The sequence below is a fragment of the Streptomyces sp. ISL-96 genome, assembly GCF_018614035.1.
Classification (GTDB): Bacteria; Actinomycetota; Actinomycetes; order Streptomycetales; family Streptomycetaceae; genus Streptomyces.
Genome location: NZ_JAGGPA010000069.1, coordinates 1 through 23,440, shown reverse-complemented (window position 1 = coordinate 23,440; position 23,440 = coordinate 1). Strand labels below are relative to the sequence as shown.

The window sequence follows — 23,440 nt, the reverse complement described above, 5'->3', positions numbered from 1 at the left end:
AACCCCTGAACAGTTACTATTATGGTGACATGGACTCTCAGTATGGAAAGCAAGGAAGGAAGTAGGATGGAGGGAACAGGTGGGTCGTCACCAAGCGCGAGGTTCACGGCAGTTGGGCAGCGTAATTGGAAAGAAGGAGATATAAGCGACCTGGTATCTTCCCTGGAGTCCGGAGAGCTTGCCGGAGTCTCGTCTGTCTGGATTCCATGCGATCCCGCTCGCGAAGAGGCAGCCTGGAGTTCACTTCTTGGATGCTTCAAGGCGCAACGGTTCTATGCCTGGATGGCAAAGGTCTCGGGAGGCATGGAGGACGCAGAGCCAGCGAGGGAAAGTACCCTCATTGCGCACCGAACGGGCGACCGAGTTAGCCTGAAGAAGTTCGCCATGCTTTCGTTCCGCGAATCCGAGTACCGGGCGTTCGACAGTTCCGATGGGTGCATCCCTGAGTTCGTAAAGCCACTACTTCATCGAACCTCTGGATTCGCTTTCGCGCTTGGCGAGGAGGGCTTTTCGGATGAAGCGTGGATGGGCGCCGTGCAGCCTCTGGAAAGCCATTTCGCGCTTGCGTTTGACTTCGAAAATAGCCCCCTGCTCGAGAGGGGTCGGAGACGCCTGGTGGGAGTTTACTTGCGACTCGCTGTCGAAATGGGAATGCTGCCCGTAATCCCCCTCGATAGGCATCCTGACGCTGGCATGGTCCTCTTCTGTGCCCAAGACTGCTATGACGACATAACAGGTAAGTTGGCAACCCACTTCGATTTGTTGCATGGAGATGCGGGATCGGAACGCATAATCAGACTCTTGAATCAGGGCGGCGGCCTCGCGTATCTCTGAGATGGCAAGCTCTTGCGGCGCGTACTGGCTGCCCTTCTTGCTTGAGCCGTGCATCAATAGCCCTAGGTGCCGCCGTATCCAGGACCGGATTGCCTGCGCAGGTGGGCTAGGACGTCTGCGCCTCTAGGTCGTGCTGATCCTTGTCACCCTCCCAGCGGCGCATGACCGCGACCGCAGCCTCGGCCGTGTCCGCAGCAGCCCGGCCATCGCGTCGAAGGGCCAGCGGACGGTCTCGTGAGTCGTCGCAATGCGGCCAAAGTCTGTGGGCCTGCGGAGACCGAGTGCCAGGCGTCGTAGTCTCCGCTGTTCGGGACTCCTGCCAGTGCGGCTGGGCATGCTGGGATTCTTCTCAGGCGTCTCATGCAATGCGGTGAATAAGATCGCGGGAGGCGGATGCTTGTATTTCTCTGCTCCATGCGGTCCAGGTCTCTCAGACCAGTCTGACCGTGCCCCTGTGGACGGACCAGGGTGACCCGTACCTGTCCCATAGCGCCTCGAACCCCAGACGGTCGCTTGGAACGGGGGCACGGGCCGACCATCGAGCCGCATACGGGGAACAGTCGAGCATCCATCTGCTGCATTGAACCCGGTGGTCAGCGCGCCGGAGTGCGTGAGCGATGCGTGAGCGGACGGTGCGGCACAGTCCGTTGTGAACGGGACTACGCAGCACGGCCTAAGCTTCTGAACAGGCAAAATCGGATGACGGAGAACCGGCCGAGAAGTCCCGGCAGGACCCTGCCGGGACTTTTAATCCGTTGGTTGTGGGTTCGAGTCCCACACGGCCTACCAACCCAGCCCCAGGTCAGAGACCCTCTGATCTGGGGCTGGCTGCGCAGGGGCTCAGAGACGAGCATGTCGGCGAACTGTCAGGACGCCGCCGTCACCTCTTCCTCCTGGAGCACGATCTCGTCCGCCGTGGTGCGAGACAGCACGAGTCGCCGATGCTGCACCTTCGGCGCCTGCGGGACGACGGCCTGTACGACCAGTTTTGCCACCTGAACCTGCGGAAGCATCGCCACCCGCGAGAGAGCGGCAGATTCACCTGGGTGAGTGTGCCGGGGTGCGGGGCGAGCCGTCGGGTGGCAAGACTGGGGGCATGACTGAAAAGGCGCTCCTCGAAGGCGGGCCGGATGATCTGCGGGAGCGGATCGTTCCGATCACGCCTCCCGGAAAAGAGCTGAAGATTCCGCACCGCGGCGGGTACGAACACTTCAAGGTCACGTCGAGGCATCAGGAGAGCGACCAGGGCCGCCTGACTGTCTACGAGTGGTGGGAGCGTACGGAGGTCGCTGAGTAACGTCCCTTGGGGGGAGGGGGCTTGGGCGGCCGGCGTCCTGCAGTGGCAGCGTGACAGTCCAGGTGACGGACACCACGCGGACCGACGCCCCGGAGTGCGCACGTGTGATCGCCGCGCAGGTGTGAGGGGTGGGCGTGGTGGGAGTGGTCGGGGGGTGTCCCCTGATGGCGTACAGTTGGGTTTAACGACGCGGGGTGGAGCAGCTCGGTAGCTCGCTGGGCTCATAACCCAGAGGTCGCAGGTTCAAATCCTGTCCCCGCTACTGAAGAAGAAAACGAAGGCCCGGATCTCGGAAGAGATCCGGGCCTTCGTCGTATGTCCGGGCGGGCGTGAGGCCGTCGTCACCCGGGTGGCCGAGCTCCGATGGCTGTGCGGCGCGGCTACGGCCAGCCTGGGTTGGGCGCGGTACCGTCCGCAGCCGGGTGCGCGGCGAGCAGGAGACCACAGGTGGGGAAGCAAGGCGGAGCGGGCAAGGCTTCGCGGTTCGTCCGGGCGCTGCCGGCGCTGCTGATCGCCGGCGGATGCGTCTTCGACGCCACCACGCCGCCGAACTTCACCGCGTCGCCGCTCTTCGCCGCCGCCCCGCTGATCGCCGCCCCGCTCTTCTCGCTCCTCAACACCCTGGTGACCGGCGGCGTCGCGACTGCCGCCGTCGTCGCGCTGCACCTCTACAACGGCACCTCGACGCACGTCGAGTCCGTGACCGAGCTGATCACCATGATCACCGTCGCCGTCCTCGCGATCGTCATCAACCGCGTCGTACGCCGCAGCGGCCGGCAGCTCGCCTCCGCCCGCACCATCGCCGAGGCGGCCCAGCGCGCCGTGCTCCCCGTACCCGCCGAGCGGATCGCGGGGATGCACGTCGCCGCGCGGTACGAGGCCGCACAGGCGGACGCCTTCATCGGCGGAGACCTCTTCGCCGTACAGGACACGCCGTGCGGGGTACGGCTGGTGGTCGGCGACGTACGCGGCAAGGGGCTCGACGCGGTGGAGGCGGTGGCGGTCGTCATCGGGGCGTTCCGGGAGGCCGCCGAGCAGGAGAGATCGCTCGAAGGCGTCGCGCAGCGGCTGGAGCGGGCGCTCACGAGGGAGGGCGCGCGGCGGGACGGGCTCGACGCCTTCGAGGGGTTCACGACCGCCGTACTCGCCGAGATCCCGCGTGGGCAGGGGTCGGTGCGGCTGGTCAATCGCGGGCACCCCGAGCCGCTGCTGCTGTACGCCGACGGGGAGGTCGCGGAGCTCATGCCGGGCGAGGCCGCGCTGCCGCTGGGGATGGGCGAGCTGGGCGCCTGGCCGGACCGGGCGCAGGAGTACGCGTTCCCGCCGGGCGCCACGCTGCTGCTCTACACCGACGGACTGTCCGAGGCGCGTAATGCCACCGGTGTCTTCTACGATCCCGCCGCGCGGCTGCGCGGGCGGATCTTCTCCGGGCCGGAGGAGCTGCTGGACGCGCTCACCGACGACGTACGGCTGCATACGGCCGGAGCCGCCACGGACGACATGGCCCTGCTGGCGGTCGGGCGGCCCGCCGAGGGGCAGCAGGACCGCCGCAGGACCGTGAGCCTGGTCAGGCGGGTCCACGCCCATCTGCCGGACGGCCGAACCAGTGCAGGCTCTGGCCGTGCGGGGCCGTGAAGGCGACCGCGCGTTCGTCGATGGCGAGGGTGAGCAGGTGCTCGTCGTCGGGGGCGGGCGCGTCGAGCCAGGGCAGCACGGTGTGGTGCTCGTTGGAGATCCAGTGGCCCGGCAGCGCGCGCACGAGCGCGGCGAACTCCTCGCGGCGGGCGAGTGGCAGGTACATCAGTACGGCGGTGTGGAAGACGACCAGGGTCGCGTCCGTCGGGGCCTCGGCGGCCAGCGCCGGGAGTTCGTCGACGAGGTCGCCGCAGACGATGCGCGGGTGGGGTGCTGTACGTACGGCCTCGATGGCGGCGAGCTGCTGACGCGGGCGCTCCGCCCGGCCCGGCCAGATCAGTGACTGGAGCCAGCGGACGTCGTCCTCGTCGGTGGGGTCAGTGATGTTGAGGGGATTGAGGTCGATGCCCGCGCGCCACGCGATGTCGGGCAGCGCGGTGGGCAGGGGCGCGGGGCCCTCTGTACGGCAGTCGAAGGTGACGGGGGAGGCGCCGCCCAGGGTGAGGCCGCCGTTGTAGCGGTAGGCGTAGCGGTCGGGGTGGAGGCACAGACCGGCGGAGGCGCCGACCTCGATCAGGGCGAGCGGCTGGGGGAGCCCGGCCAGGAGGGGCAGCAGGGTGGCGCAGCGGGCGGGCTCGTTGGTCTGGGTGAAGCGGGCCAGCATGACTTCGCGTACGTCGTCCCAGTGGGCCAGGGTCCAGGCGCGGAAGGGCGCCCACCGGTCGTACGGGCCGCCGAGGAAACGGACGGCGGCGAGGAGGAGATTGGGCTGCTGCTTGTTGCCGGGCGGCAGGGCGGCGATGAGGGCGCAGAGGTCCTGGTCCTCGCTGATGCGGGCGGTGAGTTCGGCGTAAACGGGAGAAACGCCGCGCGCCTGCTGCTCGGAGAACTCGCGGTAGCGATCGGCGACCGACTGCGTGCTGTTGACAACCATGTGCCGAAGCTAGCGTCACATCCGACGCCGCGACCGTGCGTAATCGCGATATGCCCCTCCGCATAACAATTGACGAACCATCATGGTGAAGATGTTTCCTGAGGGGTGGTCAACTCGTCCGGCTGTGGGCGTTTGTGTCCTGATTGGTTCAGGCCAACGCCCTTAACGATCAACAGGATCAGCTTGGAAAGCATGCCCGGTGTCTATTAACGTTCGATAACGCAGCGCGGTCGTCCCAGTCGTCGCAAGAGACGACACCGTGCGCACGCGCCGAATTCCGCAAGGGAACCGGGGAACCACGTTCCTTGGGGTGAATCGGGCCATTTCGTACCAACGAAGCGGCCCGTAGGAGACCTTCCTGCTCCGAACCCGTCAGCTAACCCGGTAGGCGAGAAGGAAGGAAAGGAGCACGCCTCCGTGGCGTCCAACAGGCCCGCCCCCCAAGCGACCCTGCCCTCTTACGGGGTACCCCATCACACCGAGAATCACGTCGATGGGGAAGAAACCTGGGAAGAGTGGAATCCCACCGAGGAATCCGTCCGGCCCGTACGCGGCCGCCACCGCGTCGCCAAGCAGCGCGGCGGACTCGGTCGCAGCTCCACGGTTCTCGGCGTCGGCGTCATAGCCGCGGTCGGCGCTGGCGGCATCGCCACCGCGCAGGACAAGCCGGCCATCTCGATCTCCCTCCCCGACCTTCCCGACTCGTTTACGGACTCGCTGCCCGACGCCAAATCCCTTCCCGGCGTCGGGCCTTTCATGTCCGACGACTCCGGATCCGGTTCGCGGGCGGGCACCTCGGGCGAAGCGGTCCTGGCCGCCGCCCCCCTCACCACCGCGGGCGTCACCACCGTCGACGCGCAGCAGGGCACCACCGACGCGGGCGAGGCCCTGCGCGCCCGCATCCTCCAGCAGGCCGAGCAGCAGCAGGCCGCCGCCGACGCCGGGGTGAAGCTGGCCGCCGAGAAGGAGGCCGCCGAGAAGGCCGCTGCCGAGGCGAAGCAGCAGCAGACCGCGGCGGAGGCCGAGGCGGCCGAGGAGAAGCGCGAGGCCGAGGAGAAGAAGCGGCAGGCGGAGGAAGAGGCCGCGCGCAAGGCGGAGGAGGAGCGGCTCGCCAAGCTGGCCGCCAGCTACTCGCTGCCCACCTCGTCGTACACGCTCACCTCCACCTACGGCCAGTCCGGCTCGATGTGGTCCTCAGGCCAGCACACCGGCCTCGACTTCGCCGCCCCGACGGGCACGCCGGTCAAGGCCGTGCACGGCGGCACGATCAAGTCCGCGGGCTGGTCGGGCTCGTACGGCTACCGCATCGTCCTGGAGCTCCCGGACGGTACGGAGGTCTGGTACTGCCACCTCTCCTCGATGACCGTCACGTCCGGCGATGTCGGTACGGGCGAGGTCATCGGCCGCGTGGGCGCCACCGGCAATGTGACGGGGCCGCACCTGCACCTCGAGGTGCACACGCCCGGCGGGGCCGGCGTCGACCCGGCGGCGTGGCTGCGCGGCAAGGGCCTTTCCGTCTGACCTTTCCGTCCGACCCTCCGTCCGACCACTCCGTCCGACAGCAGCCTCCACAGTCCCCGGCAGTCCTGGCGCCCGCCCCCCGAGCCAGGGCTGCCGGTCTGTGTGTACTGCGCCGCCTCGGCAAGGTCCGCGCCATCGCTGCCTACTGCTGCCGGTACGGGTTGTACGCGGCGTAGTCCCGGTGCGGGGCGGGGTGCTGGGAGTGCGGCGGTCCGTACCCGTACGGCTGCTGCCACGGCGGTGGTGTCCGCCACCGCCCCGTCGCCCGCGCCGCGTACTCCAGGGCCGGCCCCGCCACCTCCCTGCGCTGCCACAGGTGGTGCAGCAGCTCCTGTTCGCGTGCCGTGAAGTCGGGGCCCACCGCGCCGCGGTGCGCCCGGTGGCGCAGGAAGGCGAGGGACGTGGCGAAGGCCTCGTACTCGGCGACGGCACGGGCGGCGGCGCGGGCGCCTACGCGGCCTCCGTGCGTACGTGCTCCGTGCGTACGGGCCGCCGCGTCCCGCGCCAGCGAGCGGGCCCGCATGGAGGAGAGCGCGAGCGGCTCGGCGGGCAGCAGCCAGCCGGCGGCGGCATAGGCGGGCAGCTCGGCGGCTATGGTGCTCAGCTCGCGCTGGCGCGTCCAGACCACCAGCCAGGTCAGCAGGGCGAAGGCGGGGACCATGAAGCCGGCGTACACCGCGTAGAAGCCGTACTGCCCGAAGACCGCGGAGCCGTTCCACAGGGCGTGCATGCCCATCGCGAACACCAGGCCGAGCAGCGGCAGCGCGATACGCCGCCACCGCCCCCGGCGGCGCGGCGGCGCGAGCGCGGCGAGGCCGAAGCCGATGCCCGTCAGCACCGTGAACAGCGGGTGCGCGAACGGCGACATCACCACGCGTACGAAGAAGGTCGCCGCGGTCACCGACGCGAGGCCGGAGGCGCCTGCTTCCTGGTCCTCGCCGAAGGCGTTGCCGAGATAGAGGATGTTCTCGGTGAAGGCGAAGCCGGTCGCCGTGAACCCGGCGACGACCACTCCGTCCACGATCCCCGTGAAGTCCCGTCTGCGGAAGAGGAAGATCAGCAGCACGGCCGCCGCTTTCGCGCTCTCCTCGACGACCGGGGCTATCACCGTCGCGCCGAGGGATTCGGCCCCCGCCGGGTCGGCGGTGGCCGTGGCTATCCAGCGGGTCGCGAAACTGTTCGCGATGATCGCGACGAGGGCGGCCGCGAACGCGCCCCAGGCGAAGGCGAAGACGAGGTTCCGCCAGGGCTCGGGCTCCACCCGGTCCAGCCAGCGGAACGCCGCGAGCAGCAGCGGCACCGGCAGGACCGCGAGGCCCAGCCCGACCAGGAAGCCATGGGTGCCGGTCTGGTCGCGGACGATCGCCAGGATCACCAGGGCGCAGAGTGCGAGCACCGTGATCACCGAGCCCGCGCGCACCGCCCTGATGCGCCACCAGGTGCGGCGCGGCTTGTAGCGCCAGCGCGCAGGCGGTGGTACGGCGGCGAACTGCGGCTGCTGCTCACAGTCCGGGACCGCCGGGTGCTGCCGGGGGTGCGGAGGCGACTCGTACACCCGTCGACCCTAACGAGGGGCACTGACAACTGGCGATGGCGCCTACAGGCTCTGGCGGCGGCGGAAGAGAAGGTCGTGCACGACATGGCCCTTGTCGAGGCCCTGTCCCTCGAAGCGGGTGAGTGGCCGGAAGGCGGGCCTCGGCGCGTAGCCGCCGTCCGGCACGGTGTTCTCGAAGTCGGGGTGCGCGGTGAGCACTTCCAGCATCTGCTCGGCGTACGGCTCCCAGTCGGTCGCACAGTGCACGATCGCGCCAGGTGCGAGGCGGGGCGCGACGAGGTCGAGGAACTCGGGCTGGATCAGGCGCCGCTTGTGGTGGCGCTTCTTCGGCCACGGGTCGGGGAAGTAGACGCGCAGGCCGGCGAGAGAGGCGGGCGGGATCATCTCGCGCAGCAGGATGATCGCGTCACCGTTCGCGACCCGGACGTTGGTGAGGCCGGCGCGGTCGGCGAGACCGAGGAGATTGCCCTGGCCGGGCGTGTGTACGTCGACGGCGAGGATGCCGGTGGTGGGCTCCTCGGCGGCCATCTGGGCGGTGGCCTCGCCCATCCCGAACCCGATCTCCAGGACGACCGGCAGGCTGCGGCCGCCGAAGAGCTCGTCGAGGTCGAGGACGCTCCGGCCGTCGATGTCGAGACCCCACTGGGGCCACAGCCGCTCCAGCGCCTCGGCCTGCCCCGTGGTCACGCGGCTGCGCCGCGGCTGGAAGCTGCGGATCCGCCGCTCGTGGTGCGACCCGGCGGGGTCGGGCGCGGGGCCGCCGGGGAAGCGGGGCTCGCCCTTGGCTCGGTGGAAGGGGGAGATGTGGGGGGCGGCGGCGTCGGGGTGGACGCTGGAGAACTCAGACACAGTGCTCCCGATTCTACGGCGCGGTGGGGTGGGGGGTGCCTGCGGCGGCGGCAGCCCCCCGGGGCCCCGCCCGGCACTACCAGCCCCTCCGGCGTTTGAGGAGCGGGGTCTGGGGCAGCGCCCTGGTTCGGGAAGGGGCGGGTAGGGGAAAGCGCCGCAGGCTCCCGCACCGGACGGCCGCACCCCTGCACCGCGCCCGGAGGCCGCACCGCACTCACTCCCCACCCGCCCCTACCCCACTCCTACCCCGCCCCCAAAACCTCCAGCGCCCGCCGGGCCACCCGTCTCCCGATCGGGAGTGACGCCGTGGCGGCCGGGGAAGGGGCGTTCAGGACGTGGATGATGCGCGGCGTCTCGCGGATCAGGAAGTCGTCGACCAGCGTCCCGTCCCGCAGCACCGCCTGCGCCCGCACCCCCGCCGGCGCCGGCCGCAGATCCGCCGCCGTGACGTCCGGCAGCAGCCGCCGCACGGCGTCGGTGAACGCGCGCTTCGACATCGAGCGGTGCAGCTCGCCAGCCCCGTAACGCCAGTGCCGGCGGGCTATCCGCCAGGACCCCGGCCAGCCGAGCGTCCCGGCCAGCTCGCGCGGCCGGATCGCCGACCACGCGTATCCCTCCCGCGCGAGCGCCGGCACCGCGTTCGGCCCGACGTGTACGCCGCCGTCGATCCCCCGGGTCAGATGGACCCCGAGGAAGGGGAACGCCGGATCCGGCACCGGATAGACCAGCCCGCGCACCAGCTCCGGCCGCGCGAGCTCGAAGTACTCCCCCCGGAAGGGGACGATCCGCATCCCGGGGTCGTCGCCCGCCAGCCGCGCCACCCGGTCACAGTGCAGCCCGGCGCAGTTCACCAGCACCCGCGCCCGCACCACCGACCCGTCCGCCGTACGCACCGCCACACCCCACGGCCGCCGGTCCACCGCGGTCACCTCCGCGCCGTACCGGATCTCCGCACCCGACGCGCCCAGGCTCTCCGCCAGCTGCCCGGCGACCGCCCCGAAGTCGCACACGCCGGTCGTCGCTACCTGGATCGCGGCCAGCCCCCGCACATTCGGCTCGTACTCCTCGATCTGAGCCGGGCCGAGCTCCCGCACGGGAATGCCGTTCTCCCGCCCGCGCTGCACGAGCGCGTGCAGCCGCGGCAGCTCCTCCCGCTCGGTCGCGACGATCAGCTTGCCGGTGACTTCGTGCGCGATGCCGTGCTCCGCACAGAACTTGATCATCTCGGCCGCGCCCCGCACCGCGTACCGCGCCTTGAGTGAGCCCGGCCGGTAGTAGATGCCGCTGTGGATCACGCCGCTGTTGCGCCCGGTCTGGTGCAGCGCGGGGCCCCGCTCCTTCTCCAGCACCGTCACGCGCGTGCCGGGCGCGGCGCGCGTGATGGCGTACGCCGCCGAGAGCCCGACGATCCCCGCACCGATCACCAGCACATCGCAGTCGTACGTCATCGCTTCACCTCCCGCCGCGGCCGTCTCGTCCGGGGAGAGCGCGCCCCGGACTCCCGATGATGCACTGACCCACTGACAACGCCTTCAAACCCGCGGGACGACGCCCCTCACCACGCCCCTCACCGCGCGCCGCACGAAGCACCGCACGAAGCGCCTCACGCCGGCGCCACCAGCAGCGGCCGTGCCCGCTCCCGCAGCTCCGCGACCCGCGGCTCGTCGCCGTACGGCTCCAGCCGGTGCAGCAGGTCCCGTACGTACTCCGTCGTCCGCGCCGACGAGATCCGCCCCGCGACCTCCACCGCCCGCGTCCCCGCCGCGCACGCCGCGTCGAGATTCCCCGACTCCAGCTCCGCGACCGCCGACACCACCAGCCGCAGCCCGTGCGAGCGTACGAACTCCTCCGTCGGCCGCGACAGCGCCTGCTCCGTGAAGCGGCGCACCTGACGTGGCGCCTTCAGATCGCGGTAGCACTCCGCCGCATCCGCCGCGAACCGGTCGTACGAGTAGAAACCCAGCCAGGTCGGGTCGGGATCGCCCTCCCGCGCCCGCTCCAGCCACCCCTCCGCCGCCTTCAGCGCGCCCCCCGCCGCCTGCGCGTCGCCCGCCTTCGCGTGCGCCCGCGCCTCCACCAGCCGGAAGAAACTCATGGTGCGGGCGGTTGCGAGCCCCCTGTTCCGCTCCAGAGCCGCCTGCGCGAGATCGACCCCCTCGTCGGCGAAGCCCCGGTAGGTCGCCTGGAGCGACATCGACGCCAGAACGTACCCGCCCAGCGGCACATCCGCCGCCGCACGGGCCAGCCGCAGCGCCTGGATGTAGTAGCGCTGAGCGGCCTCCTGCTGCCCGGTGTCGAAGGCCATCCACCCCGCCAGCCGCGTCAGTTCCGACGTGGCGCCGAAGAGCGAGCGGCCGACGTCGTCGCTGTACGAGCCGAGCAGCAGCGGCGCCGCGTCAACCCGTAAGCACTCCGGCACCATCGACGAACGCCAGTCCCCGCCGCCGTACTTGGAGTCCCAGCGCCGCGCGTCCTCCGCCGCCTCCCGCAGCTTGGCCACATCCGCGTGCCCCACCCGCAGCGGCGTCGCGTCCGACGCCGACTCGTCGGAGGACGCCGTCGCCGTGGAGTCCCGCGCGACCGACGAATCAGCGGGCGTTATCAGCCACCGCGACGCGGGCGTGGCGTACGCGCTGACCGCGAACGAACCGGCCAGGGACTGCCAAATGCCGCCACTGCCCGCCCGTCGGCCCGCCAGATCCAGCCGGTACAGCTCGGTCGCCGACCGCACCGCCGCCGATACGTCGCGCGGGAAGGCGAGGCCCACCTCCGGCGCGGGGTCGGCGTCCGCCAGGCCGATCTCGTGCAGGGGCACGGGACGGCCGAGCTTGGCGCCGATGGCGGCGGCGATCAGGTGGGGCGCGGCGCCCTGCGGCACCATGCCCTTCGACACCCACCTGGCCACCGACGTTTTGTCGTAACGAAGTGTCAGGCCGCGCTGCGACCCGAGATCATTGACCCGCCTCGCCAGGCCGGCATTGCTGATTCCCGCGAGGGCGAGAACCGTGCCGAGCTTTTCGTTCGGCCCGCGTTGCTCCCTGGACATGCGCCACCCCTCGACACAGACGGCCGTCCGGCGGGGACATTCCCAGCCTTACCGCCCGCACAACCATGCGGCCAGCCCAGCCGGAATATGCGGACCGCGCAGGACATCAGTTGAACCCAGCGTAGTTCTCCGCCTCCCGACCGTTAAGGGGCGGTGGTCCGTATGGCGAGATTCGTGTAGTTACACGAACGCCCGTGCTCCGCCCCGTGCTCCGTGTGTGTGGCCGTGCGCCCGCCCTGCGCTCTCGTGGGGCCGGGCCGGGAGCCGCTTCCATGGGGCTTGCGTGGGTCGGCCCGCTGCACTGGATCCAGTGGGCTGGGGGACACCGCCGCCTTCATCCCCGCGGGCGGCGGACCGGTCCGGGAGGCGAACAGTGCCTCCCGGACTGTGCGTTCCCCCTCCGTCCCCCGTGGTACCGCCGTGCTCGCAGAATGGCTGAATGGCGTCTGTCGCCCAAACCGGCCGAAGTCCCGCGCGCGGCGGGCGCATTGACTTGCCCGTACGCCCTCCGTAGGCCCTCCTGCGTGCCGTTGTCGTGGCAGCATGGTCCCGAAGCTACTTCGGTACGTGCTTTTGGTTGCCCACAGCCTGTGGAGGCGGCGATGCGGTGGTTGGTGGGGTGGAGCAGTGTCGCCGCGAGCTTCGGGACGGTCGGAGCGGTCGGCCGGGCCGGCGCCACCCCTTCCACGCCTCCCACCCCTTCTTCTGCTTCCTCTGACCATTCCGAATCTCTCACCGTGCATCCCGTCGGCTCCCAGCTGCTGTGGGGCGACCCCGACCCGCTGTGGGCCGTCGGCGACTGGCGCCCCGACGAGGTACGTACCCTCAGCGTCGACACCTTTACCCGGATCGCCGTCCTCGGCTGCTGCGGCGCCTCCGACGAACAACTGCGCGTCGGCCTCTTCGCGGCGCGCGGCGGCGCACTGCGGCACCTGACCGCGTGGTCCGGCAGCTACACGGCCGTCGTCCAGGTCGGCCGCCGCGTCACCGTGGTCGGCGACCTCGCAGGTGCGCGCCCCGTTTTCTATACGCCCTGGGCCAATGGCACCGCGTACGCGACCGCCGCGCTCCCACTCGCCGACCTCATCGAGGCACAGCTCGACATCGGCCATCTCGCGGCGCTGCTCGCCTGCCCCGACGTACCCGAGGCGTTGCGCGACGGCACCCCGTACGCCGGCGTACGGCGCATTCCGCCGGGGCACGCGCTGGTCCTGCGCGAGGGTTCGCGCGAGATCACCGGGTACGAGCCGGTGGCCTCCCTCGCCGTAGCCGCAGCCCAACTCGACCCGGAGCGAGCCGTGGACGGCGTCCGGGAGGCCCTCGTCGAAGCGGTACGGGCGAGACTCACCGCACCGCGCCACGCCCCCGAGACCGTGCCGCCCGACCCGGGGCCCGTCCCCGGCATGGGCCCCGCCGATCGCCGGGCCGCCCGCGGCGCGCCCGTCCCCGGCATCGGCGCCGACCTCTCGGGCGGCAGCGCCTCCGCCACCCTCGCCCTCCTCGCCGCGGGCCTGCCGGGCCTGCCGGGCACGGTCCTGGGCCACGGCACGGGAGCGGGGGAGCGGCTGCTGGCGGTCACCTTCAACGACCTGACCGCCGAAGGCCCCGGAGCCGAGGCCGAGTTGGCGCGGGCCGGCGCCATCGCCGCCAACCCCCGCCTGCACCACGTCGTGGTAGCCGCGGGCGCCGAAGCCCTCCCGTACGCCGACTTGAACAGCGGCCCGCTCACCGACGAACCGGGCCCGTCCCTGGTCACCGCCGAACGCCACCGCCGCCGCCTGGCCGCGGGCAGCGCCGACCACTTCACCGGGCACGGCGCCCGCCAGGTCCTGGACGCCCACCCGGCGCGCCTCGCCGACCTCCTGATGGACCGCAGACGGCGCGACCTGCTGCGCCCGGTAGCCGCCCTCGCCAAAGTCGAAGGGCCGTCCGCCCACTCGCTCTTCGTCCCGCTGACCGTCTACCGCGCCGCCCGCCGCCTCGCCCGTACGCCGTACCGCGCGGGCATCGAGGAGGCGGCCGCCCGCCTCATGGACGGCCGTTTCGACGAACCGGGCACCCGGAGCAGGGGCAACGGCCCGGCGACCGCCCTGGACGCCTCGCTCGCGGCGCTCGCCTGGACCAGGCCGGGGCCTGCGGCGCGCTGGCTGACGGGCGAGGCGCTGGCTGAAGTATCGGTTCGCCTCCAGGCGTCGGCGACCAGGCCGTCGCCGGTGCAGCGCCCCGGTGAGGCCCGGGCGCGGGCCGCCCTGGCGCGGGCGGCGGCCGACCACCGGGTCTTCGAGCAGGCCGTGGAGGTCCGCAGCCAGCGCCTGCACGCCCCGTTCCTCGACAACCAGGTCGTACGGGCGTCCCGCACCCTCCCCGAAGCCTTGCGCGTCCAGCCGGGCGCGCGGGCGGCGATCCTGCGCGCGGTCCTGTCGGGCGCGGGCATCAAGGACCTGCCCCCCGGCTGGGGCGCCACGTCCCACGCCTCATCGGCGGCGGCGTCCCGGGCCGGAGTGCGCGCCGCGGTCAGCGAGTTGATCGCCCTCTTCGACGCGCCACTGCTGGCCGACGCGGGCCTGATCGAGGCCCGCGTCGTACGCAAGGCCCTGCGCGCGGCGGCCGACGGCGAGCCGGTGCCCCTGGACGGCCTGGCGGACCTGGTGTCCACGGAACTGTGGCTGCGCCGCCTGGTCTCCCGCCGCGGAACCTGCTGGACGGGCACGGCGGCCCCGCGCCAGCGCGCGGTGGCAGGCGGAGTCCCGCCACGCCGAGCGCTCTGACGGGCGCCCCTGCGGGGAGCTGTTCCCCTACCCCCCGCAGCTGATCCGCGACTGAGCCCAGTCCGCCAGCACCATCGCCTCATGCGGATGCTCCGGCTCCACGACGAGCCGGATCGACTCCCGCCCCGAGATGCCCGCCCGCACCGGCACAGCCGCCTCGCCACCGCGAACGAGTCCCGACTGCCACAGCAGCGCACCGTCCCCGTACAGCGAGAAACGCGCGGCCCCGACGCCCATCGTCATGTCGTCGATACCGACGAGCGCGTCATAGGTGGTACACGCGCGGTTGAGGTCGATGGTGACGGACGACTGCGCGTGCACCGTCACCCCGTTCCCGTACCGCACCCCGCCGATCGACATGCCGTAGCGCTGCCACAGCCAACTGCTCTCGCCGAGCCGCACCTCGGGCTCGGTGTGGTCGCCGAACGTCCCGTAATCCAGTCGGTGCACCTGATAGACGACTGGCGAGGGCGGCGGCGGTGGTGGCGGTGGAGGAGGAGGCGTCGGCTCCGGAGGCGGCTGCGCGGGCTTCGGAGCCGGTGGCGGAGGAGGCTGGGGGGTCGCGGGCGGCGTCGGCGTCGGCGTCGGCGCGGGCTCAGCCTTCGTCGGCTCAGGCGTAGGGGCAGGCGTAGGCGTAACGGACGGCCCCGGTTGAGCCACCGGCTGCGGCTTGGGCGCCGGCGGCGCAGACCGTACCGGCGGCTCCGGACTCGGCCGCTGCGGTACGACGGGCCGCGACACCGGCGGCTTGGCCACCGGCTTCGGCTTGGGCCTCGCGTCCTCACCTGCGAGCGCGAACACAGCCCCCGCGGCCACCGTCACAGCCACCGCCGCACCGATGGCCACCTTCGCGGGGGCACCCAGGGCTTCACCCCCGGCGGCACCGGCCGCGCCCCCGGCCGAACTCGAACCCGCGCCCGCGCCCGCGCCGGTCGCCGCGGCGGCAGCCCCCGCACCGGCCGCACCAGCCGCACCCGCCGCTCCACCCACCACCAGACCGGCGGCCTTGACCACGTACCCACCGGCGAACCACCCGATGACCGCGATCGGGAGCAGCGCCGGAATCCCGGCGTTGACGTCGTTCAGCTCACCCGCGGCCATCCGGCACTTCGCGCACTCCTCCAGGTGCTTGCGCAGCCCCCGCTCGGCCCGCATCCGCAGCCCGCCCCTGGCATACGCGCCCAGCCGGTCGGCGTACCGCGCGCAGTCGCCGCCCGCCGTCAGCGCCGTGCTCACATGCGCCTGGAGATACGCCTGCTTCAGCCCCTCCCGCGCCCGGCTCGCCAGCACGGCCGTGGCATTCGCGGTCAGCCCGAACAGCGGCGCCACATCACTCGGCGACTCCTCCTCGACCGTGGTGTGCCACAGCACTGCCTGCCAGCGCTCGGGCAGGCTGCGAAACGCCTGCATGGCCAGCGTCTGCTCCGCCTCATGCATGGCCCGTACGTCGGCCCCGAGGTCCAGGGTGTCGTCGTCCGAGGCATCCGCCAACCGGTCGGACTGTGCCGCGAAGAGCGCGAAGTCCTCGACCAGGTACTCGCGTTTGGCGGTCTTCGTCCAGGCCGCGGCCACCCGCCGCACCGTCGTCAGCAGATATGCCCGTACGGCGTGCTTGGGCCCCGAGCCTCCGCGCACCGCCTGCAACGTGCGCGCGAAGACCTCGGCCGTCAGGTCGTCGGCGGTGTGGGCATCCCGGCAGCAGGTACGGGCGTACCGGCGGACGGCGTCGGAGTGCCGCCGGAACAGCGCTTCGTACGCACTGTCGTCGCCCCCGCGCATCCGCTGGATCAGCTCGGCGTCGGAGGTCGGATTCTGCGCGCTGCCGCCCTCGCGCTGCGTGGGGACACTCGCGTCTTCACCGTCCACGGCCGGCCACGGCCCAGGCAGGACGGTCCCGCCGGCTCCGTACCCCGCTCCGTCAGCGTCATGCTCACCGCCGCTGCCGCTGTCACCGTTGCTGTCCGCCCGGCCGGGCCCCGCCTGGCTCGGCACCTGTCGCGAAGGCAGCCCACCGGGCTCCATGCCGACACGGTCGAGCGGTTCGTCCCGCTCCTCAACACCCATAGCGGAAGCCCCCGTAAGCACCCTCGGACCCGGAAATACCGGCCAAGAATCCCACAGAGCGCATCACGGCCCCTTGCTCCAGCCGGGCAACCACTCATCCGGGGAGCTTTCCCGTATGCAGGCACTAGCCTTCACCCGAACGGGGAAGGGTGACGGGTTCAAAGACGCCTCCGGAACGACCGTCGGCCCGCCCGTTCGCCACGTGGCGTAACAAGCGGACCGACGGCCGAACACGCACCTACGCGCCTACACCGGCCTGGACCGCAAGCCCTCCAGCAGGATGTCCAGCAGCCGAGCGGAAGCCGCCGCCTGCTGCGCCGCGTCCGGCAGCGAAGGCGCCGCCGTGGCTATCACCAGCAGCACATCGGCCACCGTCACATCGCCACGCAGCTCACCCGCCGCCCGCGCACGGTCCACCAGCCGCCCCACGACCTCGAGCAGCGCCGCGGTACCCGCGTCGTCACTCCCCAGGTCTTCGGGACCGGCACCCGTGGGCCGCTGCTCGACCAGCCGCAGCTCAGGCGCCGCCGAAGCCGTCACTGAACCCGCTGCCGAACCCGCCGCCGGACCCACGCCCTGCCGCTGCTGCGGCACCCGCACGTCGCCCGCCACCAGCGGCAACTCGTCGCCGCCACCGCCACCGTCGCCGCCGTCCACGCCCACCCGCAGCACCTGCGGCGGCAGCAGCCGGCCCGCGCCGGACGCCACCGAAGTACGCAGGAAGCGGGACAGCGCCGACCACGGCTCGTCCTCCTGCCCCAGGGCCGTACGCGCCTGGTCGGTCAGCCGGGAGGTCTCCTCCTCGGCTATTCGGCGCACCAGTACGTCCTTGCTCGGGAAGCGGCGGTACACCGTCCCCACGCCGACCCTGGCGCGTCGCGCCACGTCCTCCATCGGCGCCCCGTAGCCCAGCTCGCCGAATACCTCGCGAGCGGCCCGCAGTACATGCTCAAGATTGCGCTGTGCGTCCACACGCAGCGGCGCGGAGCGTGGTCCTCCGGTCCCCGCGCGCCCGTTGCCGTCGGATGCGACGGCAGTCTGCCAATGAGAGTCCTGAATGTGCATCAGCGTTCCCCCGGTAATGATGTCTCCCCCCGGAGACTCCCCGCCCTGATAGTCGGCCGGGACCGCAGACCCGGCCGCCCCGACGAGATACGAACATAGTTGAGCGCGCGTAGATACAGAAGGGGGTAGTTCCGCACGGAGCGCCCGCCCGATCGGAGTATCGACCGGAACCTTCCTGATTCGGCCACTCTCAGCACCCCCTCCCCGCCCGCTGACCTGCAAACCTTCCCCATCGAGCCGGAATTCCCGCACCTCACCGCGTGCGTGCCCTCCGGTCACACAATTTGCCGGGCCTGTGGACAAAGTCGTGCGGCCGTTGCGTCATGGGACAGTGACAGAACCTGCGCGCATTCTCGTTGTCGGCGGCGGCTACGTCGGGATGTACACGGCGCTGCACCTCCAGCGGAAGCTGAGAAGTGGCGAGGCCGAGGTCATCGTGGTGACCCCTGATCCCTATATGACGTACCAGCCGTTCCTGCCCGAAGCGGCGGCCGGCTCCATCTCGCCGCGCCACGTCGTGGTCCCGCTCCGCCGCGTCCTGGACAAGTGCAAGATCGTCATCGGCGAGGCCAAGTCGATCGACCACGCCAAGCGCACCGCGACCGTCACCACCCTCGCCACCGAGGAGGAGGGCACCGGCGGCATCGAGATCACGTACGACGAACTCGTCCTGGCGCCGGGCTCCGTCTCCCGCACCCTCCCGATCCCCGGCCTCGCCGACTACGCCATCGGCTTCAAGACCGTCGAAGAGGCCATCGGCCTGCGCAACCACGTCATCGAGCAGATGGACATCGCGTCCGCCACCCGTGACCCGGCCATCCGCGACGCCGCCCTCACCTTCGTCTTCGTCGGCGGCGGGTACGCGGGCGTCGAAGCGCTCGGCGAGCTCGAGGACATGGCCCGCTACGCCGCCCGCTACTACCACAACGTCAAGCCGCAGGACATGAAGTGGATCCTCGTCGAGGCAACGGGCCGCATCCTCCCTGAGGTCGGCGAGGAGATGGGCAAGTACGCGATCCGTGAACTGCGCGGCCGCAACATCGACGTACGCCTGGAGACCCGTCTCGAATCCTGCGCGGACCGCGTCGCCGTCCTCAGCGACGGCTCGCGCTTTCCCACCCGCACCGTCGTATGGACGGCAGGAGTCAAGCCGCACCCCGTCCTCGCGGCGAGCGACCTTCCCCTGAACGAACGCGGCCGCCTCACCGCCACCGCAAGGCTCACGATCGAAGGAACCGAGCACGCCTGGGCCGCCGGGGACGCCGCAGCCGTCCCCGACCTCACCGCGCACGAAAAGGGCAAGGAGTGCGCGCCCAACGCCCAGCACGCCGTACGCCAGGCCAAGGTCCTCGCCGAGAACCTCCTCGCCTCACTGCGCGGCGAACCACTCAAGAACTACGAGCACAAATACGCCGGTTCGGTCGCCTCGCTCGGTCTCCACAAGGGCGTCGCGCACGTCTACGGCCGCAAACTCAAGGGCTATCCGGCCTGGTTCATGCACCGCACGTACCACCTGAGCCGGGTGCCGACCTTCAACCGCAAGGCCCGGGTCCTCGCCGAATGGACACTCGCCGGACTCTTCAAACGCGAGATCGTTTCGCTCGGCTCCCTGGAGCATCCGCGAGCCGAATTCGAACTGGCCGCGGGCGGCGAGCCGCCCAAGACCAAGTGACGACTGTCAGTGCGGTCGGTCACACTGGGCGTGTGACCATAGGTTGGCTCACACCGGCACGGAGTGACCCGCTGTAGCGACACACCCCCCACCAACCCCAGCGTCAGCAACGCAATACAACGCAACGCGACACCATGAGGCTTGAAAGTCAGTGAACTTCACGCGCTGGAGCGCCCGTCTACCCGGAACGCAGCGCCGCGCCGCAGCGCGGACCGACCGCGGCTCCGTCCCGGCGGCCCGCGTTGAGTACGGCCGGCAGTCCGAGCACGGGCCCGACGCGCCCGACGGCCAGGACGCGCCCGGCGACGACCCCTTGCACCCCCGGCACCCCCAAAACCCTCTGACGAACCTCTCCGTCCGCGAGATCCTCGGCCGGCTCCCCGCCCTCGTCGCCCTGGTGTACGGCCCCGAGCACCGCGTCGCGTACGTCAATGACGCCTACGCCGCCGCCTTTGGCCCCCGCGAGACCGGCGCCCCCGCCGCCGTCGCCCTCCCCGAACTGGACGAGCTCGGTCTGCTCCCGCTCCTGGACCAGGTCCTGCGCAGCGGTACGCCCCGTACGGTCAAGTCCCGCAAGGTGCCCAAGGGCGGCTCGTACACCATCACCTGCATGCCGATCGAGCCCGCGACCGGCACCGACGGGGACGGTGGCGTGCTCATCTTCGCCGCAGACGTCACCGACCACGCGGAGGCCGCCGAGCGGCTGCGCGCCAGCGAGCGCCGCCAGCGCGAGACGGCGGTCACCCTGCAACGCTCCCTGCTCCCCCAGGAGCTGGAACAACCCGACGACCTGCGCATCGCCGCCACGTACCAGCCGGGCGGTACGGACGCGGCGGTCGGCGGCGACTGGTACGACGTCATCACCCTCGGCGCGGGCCGTACGGCCCTGGTCATCGGCGACGTCATGGGTCGCGGGGTGCGCGCCGCCGCCGTCATGGGCCAGCTCCGCACGGCGGTCCGCGCGTACGCCCGCCTGGACCTCCCGCCCCACGAGGTCCTGCAACTCCTGGACGGCCTCGCCGCCGAGATCGACGCCAGCCAGATCGCCACCTGCGCGTACGCCGTGCACGACCCCAACGAGGGCCGCCTCGTCTACGCGTCGGCCGGCCACCTCCCGATCCTCGTGCGCGACGAGGACGGCACGGTCCGCCGCGCCGAGGACCACACGGGCCCGCCGCTCGGCACCGGCGGCTGGATGCACACCTCGGGCACGATCGCCCTCCCGCCGGGTTCCACGGCTGTCCTCTATACGGACGGTCTCGTCGAGCGCCGTCGTGAGGACATCGACGAGGGCGTGGCCGCCCTGGAGCGCGCCCTGTCCGGCGCCACTGGCACGCCCCAGGTCGTCTGCGACCGGCTGATCCGCGCGCTGGGCGTCACGGCCGACCACGACGACGACGTGGCGGTACTGGTCCTCCAGCACCCCATGCGAACCGGCCCGGACGCGGAGCTCTTCCACAACGCGGCACTGGATCTGCTCGGCGGCATCGAGGCGGCCCCCCGCGCCCGCGCCTTCGCCACCGGGGTTCTCGCCTCCTGGCGCTTCCCGGTGGAGCTGTGCGACCTGGGCGTACTGGCGGCGAGCGAGCTCGTCGCGAACTCCCTCCAGCACGGCACCCCGCCCATGCGCCTGCGGCTTCGCCGCACGGACCGCCGCCTGATCATCGAGGTGACGGACGGCGACGACCACCTGCCGCGCCGCCGCCGCGCCGAACCGGCGGACGAGGCGGGCCGCGGTATCTCGATCGTCGCGACGATCGCCTCGTCGTGGGGCAGCCGACGCACACCCGGGGGCGGCAAAGCGGTGTGGTGCGAATTCGCCCTCCCGACGGCTTGACACAAACGCCGGAGGGGCGGGTCGGGTGAATGCCCCTCCGCAGGACCCGACGCCCGCCCTACTCCACCGGCGCCAGATCCTTCACCGGCACGCCCGAAGCGACGACCCGCGACCGCACCGGCACCGGCCGGTCCTGCACCGCAGTCAGCTGCTTGCCGAGCCGCAACGCCAGCACGCTGATGCCCAGCGAGAAGACGATGAAGGTAAGGATGTACGGCGCGTGCAGCGACGCGCCCATCGGTCCGCCCACGGCCGGCCCGACCGCCAGGGCAAGCTGCTTGACCAGCGCGAAGGCGGAGTTGTACTGACCGATCATCGACTCCGGCGCCAGATCGGCGACCAGCGGCGCGACGGTCGGCGACAGCATCGCCTCACCGAGCCCGAACAGCGCGTACGTCGAGATGAACGCGGCCGTAGCCATCGTCTGGCTGCCGTGCCCGAGACCCGCGTACCCCGCCACGACCCACGCGACGGTCCAGATCAGCCCGACCAGCGCGATGACCCGCGAACGCCGCCGCCGCTCGACCAGCCGCAGCACCACGAACTGCGCGATGACGATGACAGCGGTGTTGGCCGCGAGCGCGATCCCGAGCGTCGAGGGCTCGATGCCCGCCGCCTCGGTCCCGTAAGCCGCGAGCCCCGACTCGAACTGCCCGTAACACGCGAAGAACAGCACGAACCCGAGCCCGCACAACTGCACCATGGCCCGGTGCTTCAGCAGCGCCCGCAGCCCGCCCCCCTTGGCAGCGGCGTCGTCCTGCGGCATCGTGCCGGGGATGACGGCCGCGCGCGGCAGCCGGACACTGGCACCGATCCCGGCGAGGACCAGGAACATCACGGCCTCAATGCTGAAGAGCAGCAGGAAGCTGTCGGGCCGGCTCTCGTCGACGAGCTGGCCGCCGATCAGACCACCGATGCCGAGGCCGAGGTTCGCGAGAAAGAACTGCATGGCGAAGGCCCGCGTACGGGTGGTCGGCGTGGAGCACCACACGATCATCGTGGCGAGCGCGGGCTGCACGACCGCCGTACCCGCGCCGAGCAGCGCGGCGGCCAGCAAGACCGTCGGCACGCTGCTCGCGAGCCCCATGCACAGGGCACCGGCGGAGGCGGCGACCGCACCCCCGACCAGCACCGGCAGCGGCCCGCGCCGGTCGATGATCCGCCCGGTGAACGGCAAGACGACGAGTGCGGCCACAGCAAAGACGGCGAGCACCACACCTGCTGTACTCGCGCCCAGGTCCCGCACCTGAGCGACGTACACATACAGATACGGAACGGTGAATCCGATACCGAACGCGCTCAGCGCGTTCCCCATCTGGATCCGGCGCATCGCGGCGCCCATTGCCCTGGTCACACTCACCTGCTCAAGGTTTCGAAGGAGAAGACCTGAAGTCCGAAGACTTCAACTCTAAAGTTAGGTATTGAACAGTACACGTCGAAGGACTTAACCGCCAACGAGTCCGTGTCATACTGCGCCGCATGCCTGAAACCCCAGAGCCGCACGGCCCCCAGGAGCCGAGCCTCGACGAACAGATCGCCGCCTATCAGCGCGAGTACGGCGACCTGGACCCGCAGGTCGAGAAGGTTGTCTCGGCCCTGGGCCGCCTCAACCGCCGTATGAACGTGGCGTACGGCCGACAGGTCGCCGCACTCGGCATCAGCAACACGGAGTGGGAAGTCCTCAAGACCCTCGTGGTCTCCGGCGCCCCCTACCGGCTGGGCCCCGGCGAGCTCGCGAAGCGCCTCGGCCTCACTCCGGCCGCCATGACCCACCGCATCGACCGGATGGCGGCGGACGGCCTGGTCACCAGGGATCGCGATGAGAACAACCGGGTGCGCGTGATCGTGGAGCTCACGGACGAGGGCCGCGCCAAGTGGCTCGAAGCGATGCGCATGGCGTCGAACTTCGAGGAGGACCTGCTCCAGGACCTCACCGCCGACGAGCGCGGTTCGCTCGGCGAGATGCTGATCCGCCTGCTGCGCAGGGTCGAGGACGCCCAGCCGGACGCCGGCGGCCGCCTGAAGGACCTGGACTGACGCCCGTACTGACGGCCCATCGGCCGGGGTTTGACACAGCCCCCTCCGATCCGTAAGGTTCTTCGAGTTGTCACGGAGCCGGAACGGTTCTGCGACAACCACTCGCCGCGAACGCGGCAAACCCAACTCTCAGCACGATCTCCCACTCGGGGATAATTTCGGTATGCCGGAATTTATTCGAGAGGCTCGATTATGAGCCGCCCGGGAAATCCGCTAGAGTTCTGGATGCCAGAACGGCCCAACGGCCGGAAAGGCAAACCCGCTGACTGGGAGTCAGGCCCGAAAGGATCTGATAGAGTCGGAACCGCCGGAAAGGGAAACGCGAA

The 23,440-nt window shown here is 71.1% G+C and carries 17 protein-coding genes, 1 tRNA gene and 1 riboswitch; of the genes, 9 read left to right on the top strand and 9 right to left on the bottom strand.

The window, feature by feature from the left end; all coding sequences use genetic code 11:
* Window positions 1-42 precede the first annotated feature (42 nt).
* Complete coding sequence (locus tag J7E96_RS32535) at window positions 43-834, top strand: hypothetical protein (RefSeq protein ID WP_215136768.1); 792 nt, start codon at window positions 43-45, stop codon at window positions 832-834.
* Between the two features lie 866 nt (window positions 835-1,700).
* On the opposite strand, the gene J7E96_RS32530 is transcribed toward J7E96_RS32535, so the two are convergent.
* On the bottom strand, window positions 1,701-1,847 hold the full coding sequence (locus J7E96_RS32530; RefSeq protein ID WP_215136766.1) for a hypothetical protein: 147 nt from the start codon (window positions 1,845-1,847) through the stop codon (window positions 1,701-1,703).
* 83 nt (window positions 1,848-1,930) lie between these two features.
* Between J7E96_RS32530 and J7E96_RS32525 the strand changes: the two genes are divergently transcribed.
* The 3 genes from J7E96_RS32525 to J7E96_RS32515 all read left to right on the top strand — a co-directional run bounded on the left by J7E96_RS32525 (window position 1,931) and on the right by J7E96_RS32515 (window position 3,766).
* Window positions 1,931-2,131 (top strand): DUF5988 family protein, encoded by a 201-nt coding sequence (locus J7E96_RS32525; RefSeq protein WP_215136764.1) that lies wholly within the window; start codon window positions 1,931-1,933, stop codon window positions 2,129-2,131.
* 188 nt (window positions 2,132-2,319) lie between these two features.
* Window positions 2,320-2,393, top strand: a tRNA-Met gene (locus J7E96_RS32520).
* A 101-nt stretch (window positions 2,394-2,494) separates the two neighbouring features.
* Window positions 2,495-3,766: a PP2C family protein-serine/threonine phosphatase gene (locus J7E96_RS32515; protein ID WP_215136762.1), complete on the top strand. Its 1,272-nt coding sequence runs from the start codon at window positions 2,495-2,497 to the stop codon at window positions 3,764-3,766.
* Here J7E96_RS32515 and J7E96_RS32510 read toward each other — a convergent pair.
* Complete coding sequence (locus J7E96_RS32510; protein WP_215136760.1) at window positions 3,699-4,700, bottom strand: DUF2332 domain-containing protein; 1,002 nt, start codon at window positions 4,698-4,700, stop codon at window positions 3,699-3,701. The genes J7E96_RS32515 and J7E96_RS32510 overlap by 68 nt on opposite strands.
* Window positions 4,701-4,958: 258 nt before the next feature.
* Window positions 4,959-5,106: riboswitch (cyclic di-AMP (ydaO/yuaA leader) on the top strand.
* An 11-nt stretch (window positions 5,107-5,117) separates the two neighbouring features.
* Between J7E96_RS32510 and J7E96_RS32505 the strand changes: the two genes are divergently transcribed.
* Window positions 5,118-6,221, top strand: coding sequence for a M23 family metallopeptidase (locus J7E96_RS32505; protein ID WP_215136758.1), 1,104 nt, complete (start codon window positions 5,118-5,120; stop codon window positions 6,219-6,221).
* A gap of 142 nt (window positions 6,222-6,363) precedes the next feature.
* Here J7E96_RS32505 and J7E96_RS32500 read toward each other — a convergent pair whose 3' ends face one another.
* From J7E96_RS32500 to J7E96_RS32485, 4 genes are all read right to left on the bottom strand, one after another.
* Window positions 6,364-7,776, bottom strand: a complete 1,413-nt coding sequence (locus J7E96_RS32500; RefSeq protein WP_215136756.1) for a PrsW family intramembrane metalloprotease — start codon at window positions 7,774-7,776, stop codon at window positions 6,364-6,366.
* A 42-nt stretch (window positions 7,777-7,818) separates the two neighbouring features.
* Window positions 7,819-8,580: a tRNA (guanosine(46)-N7)-methyltransferase TrmB gene (trmB, locus tag J7E96_RS32495; RefSeq protein ID WP_374196742.1), complete on the bottom strand. Its 762-nt coding sequence runs from the start codon at window positions 8,578-8,580 to the stop codon at window positions 7,819-7,821.
* A gap of 287 nt (window positions 8,581-8,867) precedes the next feature.
* Window positions 8,868-10,073, bottom strand: a complete 1,206-nt coding sequence (lhgO, locus tag J7E96_RS32490) for an L-2-hydroxyglutarate oxidase (protein ID WP_215136754.1) — start codon at window positions 10,071-10,073, stop codon at window positions 8,868-8,870.
* A gap of 155 nt (window positions 10,074-10,228) precedes the next feature.
* Complete coding sequence (locus tag J7E96_RS32485; protein ID WP_215136752.1) at window positions 10,229-11,671, bottom strand: MFS transporter; 1,443 nt, start codon at window positions 11,669-11,671, stop codon at window positions 10,229-10,231.
* Between the two features lie 602 nt (window positions 11,672-12,273).
* Between J7E96_RS32485 and J7E96_RS32480 the strand changes: the two genes are divergently transcribed.
* Entirely contained in the window at window positions 12,274-14,439 is a 2,166-nt protein-coding gene (locus tag J7E96_RS32480) for an asparagine synthase-related protein (RefSeq protein WP_215136750.1), read from the top strand.
* A 27-nt stretch (window positions 14,440-14,466) separates the two neighbouring features.
* On the opposite strand, the gene J7E96_RS32475 is transcribed toward J7E96_RS32480, so the two are convergent.
* The gene (locus J7E96_RS32475) at window positions 14,467-16,503 is read right to left on the bottom strand and encodes a sigma-70 family RNA polymerase sigma factor (RefSeq protein WP_215136748.1); all 2,037 of its coding nucleotides are present in this window, start codon (window positions 16,501-16,503) and stop codon (window positions 14,467-14,469) included.
* Window positions 16,504-16,749: 246 nt separating this feature from the next.
* Entirely contained in the window at window positions 16,750-17,568 is an 819-nt protein-coding gene (locus J7E96_RS32470) for a TetR/AcrR family transcriptional regulator (RefSeq protein ID WP_215136745.1), read from the bottom strand.
* Between the two features lie 331 nt (window positions 17,569-17,899).
* Here J7E96_RS32470 and J7E96_RS32465 point away from each other — a divergent pair, with 331 nt between their 5' ends.
* Together J7E96_RS32465 and J7E96_RS32460 are read left to right on the top strand one after the other, a co-directional pair.
* Window positions 17,900-19,240, top strand: coding sequence for an NAD(P)/FAD-dependent oxidoreductase (locus J7E96_RS32465; protein ID WP_215136743.1), 1,341 nt, complete (start codon window positions 17,900-17,902; stop codon window positions 19,238-19,240).
* A gap of 151 nt (window positions 19,241-19,391) precedes the next feature.
* On the top strand, window positions 19,392-21,077 hold the full coding sequence (locus tag J7E96_RS32460; RefSeq protein ID WP_215136741.1) for an ATP-binding SpoIIE family protein phosphatase: 1,686 nt from the start codon (window positions 19,392-19,394) through the stop codon (window positions 21,075-21,077).
* 58 nt (window positions 21,078-21,135) lie between these two features.
* Here J7E96_RS32460 and J7E96_RS32455 read toward each other — a convergent pair whose 3' ends face one another.
* On the bottom strand, window positions 21,136-22,419 hold the full coding sequence (locus tag J7E96_RS32455; protein ID WP_215136770.1) for an MFS transporter: 1,284 nt from the start codon (window positions 22,417-22,419) through the stop codon (window positions 21,136-21,138).
* A 137-nt stretch (window positions 22,420-22,556) separates the two neighbouring features.
* Here J7E96_RS32455 and J7E96_RS32450 point away from each other — a divergent pair, with 137 nt between their 5' ends.
* Window positions 22,557-23,114: a MarR family winged helix-turn-helix transcriptional regulator gene (locus J7E96_RS32450; RefSeq protein WP_215136739.1), complete on the top strand. Its 558-nt coding sequence runs from the start codon at window positions 22,557-22,559 to the stop codon at window positions 23,112-23,114.
* The last annotated feature ends 326 nt before the right edge of the window (window positions 23,115-23,440 follow it).

What these genes read in the sequence shown, in the direction of transcription:
- J7E96_RS32455 (WP_215136770.1), bottom strand. Translation starts at nt 22,419, where the DNA reads ATGGGCGCCGCGATGCGCCGGATCCAGATGGGGAACGCGCTGAGCGCG.
- J7E96_RS32480 (WP_215136750.1), top strand. Translation starts at nt 12,274, where the DNA reads ATGCGGTGGTTGGTGGGGTGGAGCAGTGTCGCCGCGAGCTTCGGGACG.
- J7E96_RS32535 (WP_215136768.1), top strand. Translation starts at nt 43, where the DNA reads ATGGAAAGCAAGGAAGGAAGTAGGATGGAGGGAACAGGTGGGTCGTCA.
- J7E96_RS32450 (WP_215136739.1), top strand. Translation starts at nt 22,557, where the DNA reads ATGCCTGAAACCCCAGAGCCGCACGGCCCCCAGGAGCCGAGCCTCGAC.
- J7E96_RS32510 (WP_215136760.1), bottom strand. Translation starts at nt 4,700, where the DNA reads ATGGTTGTCAACAGCACGCAGTCGGTCGCCGATCGCTACCGCGAGTTC.
- J7E96_RS32515 (WP_215136762.1), top strand. Translation starts at nt 2,495, where the DNA reads ATGGCTGTGCGGCGCGGCTACGGCCAGCCTGGGTTGGGCGCGGTACCG.
- lhgO (WP_215136754.1), bottom strand. Translation starts at nt 10,073, where the DNA reads ATGACGTACGACTGCGATGTGCTGGTGATCGGTGCGGGGATCGTCGGG.
- J7E96_RS32475 (WP_215136748.1), bottom strand. Translation starts at nt 16,503, where the DNA reads ATGGGTGTTGAGGAGCGGGACGAACCGCTCGACCGTGTCGGCATGGAG.
- J7E96_RS32525 (WP_215136764.1), top strand. Translation starts at nt 1,931, where the DNA reads ATGACTGAAAAGGCGCTCCTCGAAGGCGGGCCGGATGATCTGCGGGAG.
- J7E96_RS32470 (WP_215136745.1), bottom strand. Translation starts at nt 17,568, where the DNA reads ATGCACATTCAGGACTCTCATTGGCAGACTGCCGTCGCATCCGACGGC.
- J7E96_RS32530 (WP_215136766.1), bottom strand. Translation starts at nt 1,847, where the DNA reads ATGCTTCCGCAGGTTCAGGTGGCAAAACTGGTCGTACAGGCCGTCGTC.
- J7E96_RS32485 (WP_215136752.1), bottom strand. Translation starts at nt 11,671, where the DNA reads ATGTCCAGGGAGCAACGCGGGCCGAACGAAAAGCTCGGCACGGTTCTC.